Raw genomic sequence first — 6,244 nt, 5'->3', positions numbered from 1 at the left:
GAGAAGTTCCACTGTCAGGAGTGCGGTCACCAGGCGCACGCGGACACGGTGGGCGCTCTCAACGTTCTACGGGCCGGGCTGGTCCGTCGCGAAGCCCAACCGGCTTAGCGAGAAACCACCCCGTTCACGGGGTGGAGGAGTCACCGTCCCTCCAAGCCCAACGATCGCGATGCGCACCGGGTACCTCGGACGGCCACCGTCATGCGGGGTTTCATTGCCGGCCCGAGTCGTCCGCGCTGCAGGCCGGGCGGCGGCCCGTACTCTTGCGCCCCGTAGGTGGTCGCCTCATCCGATGGACACGGGGCGTGGCGAACGCGGCCGTGCCGTAGGACGCCGGTAGCGTCGCCGCGGGATCCCGGTTCGAAACAGCGTCGCCCATCTCCTGGTGGGCCGTCGTTTCCAGCCCCGGGCACCGGTTTTCCCGGCGGCGGCCGGGCACTCGACCACCGCTCCCACCTCGCGGGCCGGTCGTGTGTCGCCGCCGGACCATGAGCAGACCCGGAGGCGGACGATGACCGAGGCCTCAGAACACGTCGGCCAGGCGACTACGGACCACCCCGCCCCGTCCTCCTTCGGACGCACGCTGCTGAACTGGGCGAACACGACCGATCACAAGGTGATCGGTCGCCTCTACATGGTCACGGCGTTCTGCTTCTTCCTCCTGGCCGGGCTGATGGCCATGGCCATGCGTGCCGAACTCGCCCGTCCGGGGCTGCAGTTCATGAGCGAGCACGCCTACAACCAGCTCTTCACCATCCATGGCACGATCATGATGCTGCTGTTCGCGACACCGATGTTCGCCGGCTTCGCGAACGCCGTGATGCCGCTGCAGATCGGCGCACCGGACGTCGCCTTCCCCCGGCTCAATGCCCTGTCGTACTGGATGTACCTCTTCGGCGGCCTGATGGTCGTCGCGGGGTTCCTGGTCCCGGGAGGCGCGGCGGCGTTCGGATGGTTCGCTTACGCGCCGTTGAACAGCGCCTACCACTCCCCCGACGCCGGTGGGGACCTGTGGGTGATGGGGCTCGTGGTCACCGGCGTGTCCACGACCCTGGGCGCGGTCAACTTCATCACCACGATCCTGTGTCTGCGCGCACCCGGCATGACGATGTTCCGGATGCCGATCTTCACCTGGAACGTGCTGTTCACGTCCATCCTGGTGCTGCCCGCGTTCCCGGTGCTCACGGCCACCCTGTTGTGCCTGGAGGCGGACCGGAAGTTCGGTTCGCACGTGTTCGACGCCACGAACGGCGGTGCGCTGCTGTGGCAGCATCTCTTCTGGTTCTTCGGGCATCCCGAGGTCTACATCGTGGCGTTGCCGTTCTTCGGGATCGTCTCGGAGATCATCCCGGTCTTCGCTCGCAAGCCGCTGTTCGGGTATCTGCCGATGATCGGGGCGACGATCGCGATCACCATGCTCTCCGCGGTCGTGTGGGCGCACCACATGTTCGCGACCGGTTCGGTGCTGCTGCCGTTCTTCTCCCTGATGTCGTTCCTGATCGCGGTGCCCACGGGGATCAAGTTCTTCGCGTGGATCGGGACGATGCTGGGTGGGTCGCTGTCGTTCGAGACGCCGATGCTGTGGTCGCTCGGGTTCCTCGTGTCGTTCCTGCTCGGTGGTCTGAGCGGGGTTCTCATCGCTTCGCCGCCGCTCGACTTCCACGTCACCGACAGCTATTTCATCGTGGCGCACCTGCACTATGTGCTGTTCGGCACGGTGGTGTTCGCCATGTTCGCGGGGTTCTACTTCTGGTGGCCCAAGTTCACCGGGAAGATGCTCGACGAGCGGCTGGGCAAGGTGCACTTCTGGCTGCTCTTCCCGGCCTTCCAGCTGACCTTCCTGGTACAGCACTGGCTCGGCGAGATGGGGATGCCCCGCCGGTACGCCGACTATCTGCCGACGGACGGCTTCACGCTGCTCAACACCCTGTCGTCGGTGGGGGCGTTCCTGCTCGGTGTCTCCACCCTGCCGTTCCTCTACAACGTCTGGCACACGTCGCGGCACGGACGCCGGGTCGACGAGGACGACCCGTGGGGGTATGGGCGTTCGCTGGAGTGGGTGACGACCTGTCCGCCTCCCCGGCACAACTTCGTCGCCCTGCCGCGGGTGCGGTCCGAGGCGCCCGCCTTCGACCTGCACCACCCCGCCATCGTGCGGCAGGCCCGGGAGGAGGGGCTGCGATGAAGACCGAAGCGCTGCTCTTCGGTGGTGTCGCCGTCTTCTTCGGCGGCACCACGGCCCTGTACGGACTCTGGTCGCGCGATCCGGCGGGTACGGCGGCCCTGCTCGTCGCGTTCGCCATGGCGGCGCTGGTCTCGTTCTTCTGCGCGGTGCAGTACCGCCGCAAGGGGCCGCGCCCGCAGGATCGCGGCGATGCCGAAGTGGCCGACGGAACCGGCCCGTTGGAGTTCTTCCCGCCGCACAGCCCGTGGCCGGTGGTGACCGCGCTCGGTTTCGCCGTCGCCGCGACCGGTGTGGTCTACGGGCTGTGGCTGTTCCTCATCGGCGTCGGCGTGCTGGCTCGTGGTGTCCTCGGGATGGTGTTCCAGTACGTGGGTCGGGGCGCTGTTCGGGTGGACTGAGCCTGCGTGGTGCACCGGGCCGGAACGTCTCGACGGCACGGTGGTCGCTCTCGTATCCGCCGGCCATAGTCTGCCGTACCTCGCCCGTCTCGTCGCCCTCGGCCAGCCGTTCCGTCTCCGCGTCCAGCAGGGCGTGGCAGATGCGCCGGGTGAGCATGAACGCGATGACCGGTGCGACGACGAGGGCGACGCGGAGCACCCAGGTCAGGGAGTTCACCGAGATCCTGAAGGTCGCCGCGACGACGTCGTTGCCGCCGGCCAGCAGCAGCACGCCGTAGAAGGTGACGCCCGCCGCTCCCAGAGCGGTGCGTACGGGCCGTTCGCGCGGGCGGTCGCACAGGTGCTGCTCCTCGGCCCCCTCGCCGGTCAGCCGTTGCTCGACGAACGGGTAGGCGTACAGGACCGCGAAGAGCAGGCCGGGAAGGACGACGGCCGGCAGCAGCACGTTCCACATGAGAGTGTGTCCGGCGAGGGAGGTCTCCCACGGCGGGACCAGCCGCAGGGCGCCCTCCAGGAAGCCCACGTACCAGTCGGGCTGGGAGCCGGTCGACACCTCGTCCGGGCGGTAGGGACCGTACACCCACACCGGGTTGATCTGGGCGATGCCCGAGAGGGCCGCCAGGACGCCGAAGACGGTGAGGGACAGCCCTGTCGACGAAGCGGCGAACTGCGGGAAGAGGGGCTTGCCGATGACGTTCGCGTTCGTTCGGCCGGGGCTGCGCCATTGGGTGTGCTTGAGGTAGAAGACGAGGATCAGATGGACCGTGAGCAGGCCGAGGAGTGCCCCGGGCAGCAGCAGGATGTGCAGGCTGTACAGCCGGGGGACGATGTCGTGCCCGGGGAACTGGGCCCCGAAGACGAACATGCTCACATACGTCCCGGCCACCGGGATGGACAGCATGATGCCCTGCGCGATCCGCAGGCCGGTGCCCGAGAGCAGGTCGTCGGGGAGCGAGTAGCCGGCGAACCCCTCGGCGAGGGCGACGACGAACAGGGTGACGCCGATGACCCAGTTCATCTCGCGCGGTCTGCGGAAGGCACCGGTGAAGAAGACGCGCAGCAGGTGCAGGCCGATGGCGCCGACGAAGACCAGCGCCGCCCAGTGGTGCATCTGCCGCACCAGCAGTCCGCCGCGGATGTCGAAGCTGATGTCCAGGGTCGAGTCGAAGGCGGTGGACATCCGCACGCCCTGCAACGGCAGGTACGAGCCGTCGTAGACGACTTCCCGCATCTCGGGCTGGAAGAAGAACGTGAGCCATACGCCCGTGAGCACGAGAACGATCAGGCTGTAGAGCGCCAGTTCGCCCAGGAGGAACGACCAGTGGTCGGGGAAGGCCTTGCGCACGAGCCTGCCGCCGCCGTCGTGCACCGGCAGCCGCGCGTCGACCGCGTCCGCGAATCGCTCCCCGGGGTGGCGCCCGTCCGGTCCTGACGTCGAAGACCGCGTGCGACGCGCCGTCACGTCACGTCCCTGCCATGGCCGACGGTGTCGTGCCGCTCGCGTCCCACAGAACGCCTCCTCGCTGCCCTCACACGTCTTCTGTGTTGTCGTCATCTCTTGCCGCGGGCCCGCGCCGCGGGTGTCCCGGCGGCACGAAGCACTCGCGCGGCGCGCGTGCCGCACCCGATCGGCCGAGGACAGGGGCCACCGGTGGTCGGACCGTTGGTCCGGCGGGACCCCGCCGCCCTCTCCCCCGCCCTTGTCGCCTTTCTCCGATCCGTGCGGTCCCTTGGGTTCGACATGTGCCGACGCCTCGTTTCGCGTCTCGTACGGCAGGAGACGCCCGGGGTCACCGTCCTTCGGCCGCGGCGAGCACTTCCTCGGCCAGGTGTTTGTCGAGGGCGGCGTGGACCAGGCCGTCCGCCAGCCGGGGCATGTCACGCCCGGCGACGAAGCCGCCCAGCTCTTCCGGCGAGGCGGGCAGGCCGAGCCGTCGAGCACCGTCCAGGACCTTGGGGTCGGCGTACGGTGCGAATTCGGGCCAGATGCCCTGCACATCGCGCAGAAAGATGTCGGCCCCCGTGGGCCCGATCCCGGGTATGTCCAGTAGAGCCTTCTTCGGGTCGGGTTCCTCGCGCAGTCGGCGCAGATCCCCGTCGTAACGGTCGAGGACCAGAGCGGCGCTCTTGCCGAGGATCGTGGAGGTACGTTCGTCGTAGCGGCGGTAGCCGCCCCTGCCGAGTGCGTCGACGCGTTGTTGCCAGGTCGCGTCCGCCATCGACCGCGCGTCACGCAGTCCGGCTTCGAACAGTGCCCGGGCCGCCGCCACCGCGATGTCTCCCCTGATCCGGGCGCTGAGGAGAGTCGCCAGCACGAGGGTCTGGTACAGCGGGGCCGGGGTGTTGCGCAGCCGGATACCGGCCTGGGCCGCGTAGGTGCGCTCCTGCCCGGTCGAGAAGGGCTCGCACCACTGCCTGAACCTTCGTAGTCATCGTCCTGTCCCCGATCCGACGTTCCACCGGGCTTCTGCGGTGCACCGTGTCGCGCGTGCTCCGTGCACCCGTCGAGACCACGTCGACGCAGTCGCCCTGCGCCGGCTTCGACGGGATGTCGACGGAGCAACACGCGGCGTTGCGGCACGCACGTTCACGCCGCCCGGGTGCCCTGCAGGACCTCGTCGCGGACCTGATGACAGCACCGGCTGATCAGACGTGAGACGTGCATCTGGGAGATGCCGAGCTCCTCGGCGATGCTCCGCTGGGTCATGTCCTTGAAGAACCTCATGTAGAGGATGGTGCGTTCCCGCTCGGGGAGGACCTCCAGGCGGGGCTTGACGGCCTCGCGGTCCACTACGGTGTCGAGGGCGGGGTCGGACGAACCGAGGGAGTCACCCAGCGAGTAGCCGTCCTCGCTGCCGGGGAGATCGGCGTCGAGCGAGAGCGTGCTGAAGCTCTCCAGCGCTTCGAGGCCGACCAGGACGTCGCCCTCGCTCAGGTGCGCATGCTCGGCGATCTCGCTCACGCTGGGCCAGCGGTCACACACGTCATGGGAGAGTTCCTGGCAGGACGTCCGTACGCGATTGCGCAGGTCCTGGACCCGGCGCGGCACGTGCAGGGTCCACATGTGATCGCGGAAGTGCCGCTTGATCTCGCCGGTGATGGTGGGCACGGCGTAGCTCTCGAAGGCGTTGCCCCGCTCGGGGTCGTAGCGGTCGACCGCGTTGACCAGGCCGAGGGCCGCGACTTGGCGCAGGTCCTCGAAGCTTTCACCGCGGCTGCGGAACCGTCCCGCGATCCGGTCGGCCATCGGCAACCAGGCCTCGACGATCTCTTCACGGAGTGTGTCATGCTCCTCACCCGGCGAAAGCGCAGCAAGCCTGCGGAACGCTTCCTCGGTGTCAGGGGCGTCGTCGTGCGGGTGGCGCTGCCCGCTCGTTCGAGTTCCCACGATGTCGCAACTCCCTCGTGCGGTGATGTGACGATCACCCGTGGGCGTGCAACAGCGATTCGGGCAGCCGCACCCGTGCGACGGTTCCGTCGCTCCCCACGGGGCGTGCCTCCTGTCCGAAACACTCCATATTTGGCGTGCCCGTCACTCTGGCCCGCAAACGCACGCATGGATATTCGTCAACGACCCGGGACTGAAGGTCCCGGGCTTGCACAACGGGCATCACTGGCGGTGATGCTGCGTTTGCGTCCAGCCCTGTCCCGCTGGCGCGGG

Annotated in this window: 6 protein-coding genes; 3 read left to right on the top strand and 3 right to left on the bottom strand. The window is 68.4% G+C overall.

What is annotated here, in order from left to right; genetic code table 11:
• The 3 genes from ACFYXB_RS45345 to ACFYXB_RS45335 all read left to right on the top strand — a co-directional run.
• Nucleotides 1-108, top strand: a 108-nt coding sequence (locus tag ACFYXB_RS45345; protein WP_389591334.1) for a zinc ribbon domain-containing protein, incomplete at its 5' end; no start/stop codon positions are given.
• A gap of 403 nt (nt 109-511) precedes the next feature.
• The gene (gene ctaD, locus ACFYXB_RS45340; protein WP_389591332.1) at nt 512-2,185 is read left to right on the top strand and encodes a cytochrome c oxidase subunit I; all 1,674 of its coding nucleotides are present in this window, start codon (nt 512-514) and stop codon (nt 2,183-2,185) included.
• The gene (locus ACFYXB_RS45335; RefSeq protein WP_389591330.1) at nt 2,182-2,583 is read left to right on the top strand and encodes a cytochrome c oxidase subunit 4; all 402 of its coding nucleotides are present in this window, start codon (nt 2,182-2,184) and stop codon (nt 2,581-2,583) included. Before ctaD ends, ACFYXB_RS45335 begins: the two co-directional genes overlap by 4 nt.
• Here ACFYXB_RS45335 and ACFYXB_RS45330 read toward each other — a convergent pair.
• The 3 genes from ACFYXB_RS45330 to ACFYXB_RS45320 all read right to left on the bottom strand — a co-directional run bounded on the left by ACFYXB_RS45330 (nt 2,501) and on the right by ACFYXB_RS45320 (nt 5,971).
• On the bottom strand, nt 2,501-4,045 hold the full coding sequence (locus ACFYXB_RS45330; protein ID WP_389591328.1) for a cytochrome bc complex cytochrome b subunit: 1,545 nt from the start codon (nt 4,043-4,045) through the stop codon (nt 2,501-2,503). The two genes, ACFYXB_RS45335 and ACFYXB_RS45330, sit on opposite strands and share 83 nt — an antisense overlap.
• Nucleotides 4,046-4,373: 328 nt before the next feature.
• Nucleotides 4,374-4,898 carry an endonuclease gene (locus tag ACFYXB_RS45325; RefSeq protein WP_389591327.1) on the bottom strand — a complete coding sequence of 175 codons (525 nt, stop codon included), beginning with the start codon at nt 4,896-4,898 and terminating at the stop codon, nt 4,374-4,376.
• A gap of 272 nt (nt 4,899-5,170) precedes the next feature.
• Nucleotides 5,171-5,971: an RNA polymerase sigma factor SigF gene (locus tag ACFYXB_RS45320; RefSeq protein ID WP_389591326.1), complete on the bottom strand. Its 801-nt coding sequence runs from the start codon at nt 5,969-5,971 to the stop codon at nt 5,171-5,173.
• Nucleotides 5,972-6,244 lie beyond the last annotated feature (273 nt).

The organism is Streptomyces sp. NPDC002619, from assembly GCF_042889305.1.
In the GTDB taxonomy this organism is placed as follows: domain Bacteria; phylum Actinomycetota; class Actinomycetes; order Streptomycetales; family Streptomycetaceae; genus Streptomyces.
This window is presented reverse-complemented; position numbering and strand designations above follow the sequence as displayed.

Excerpts from the sequence above, each read along its gene's own strand:
- ctaD (WP_389591332.1), top strand. The coding sequence starts at position 512 with ATGACCGAGGCCTCAGAACACGTCGGCCAGGCGACTACGGACCACCCC.
- ACFYXB_RS45335 (WP_389591330.1), top strand. The coding sequence starts at position 2,182 with ATGAAGACCGAAGCGCTGCTCTTCGGTGGTGTCGCCGTCTTCTTCGGC.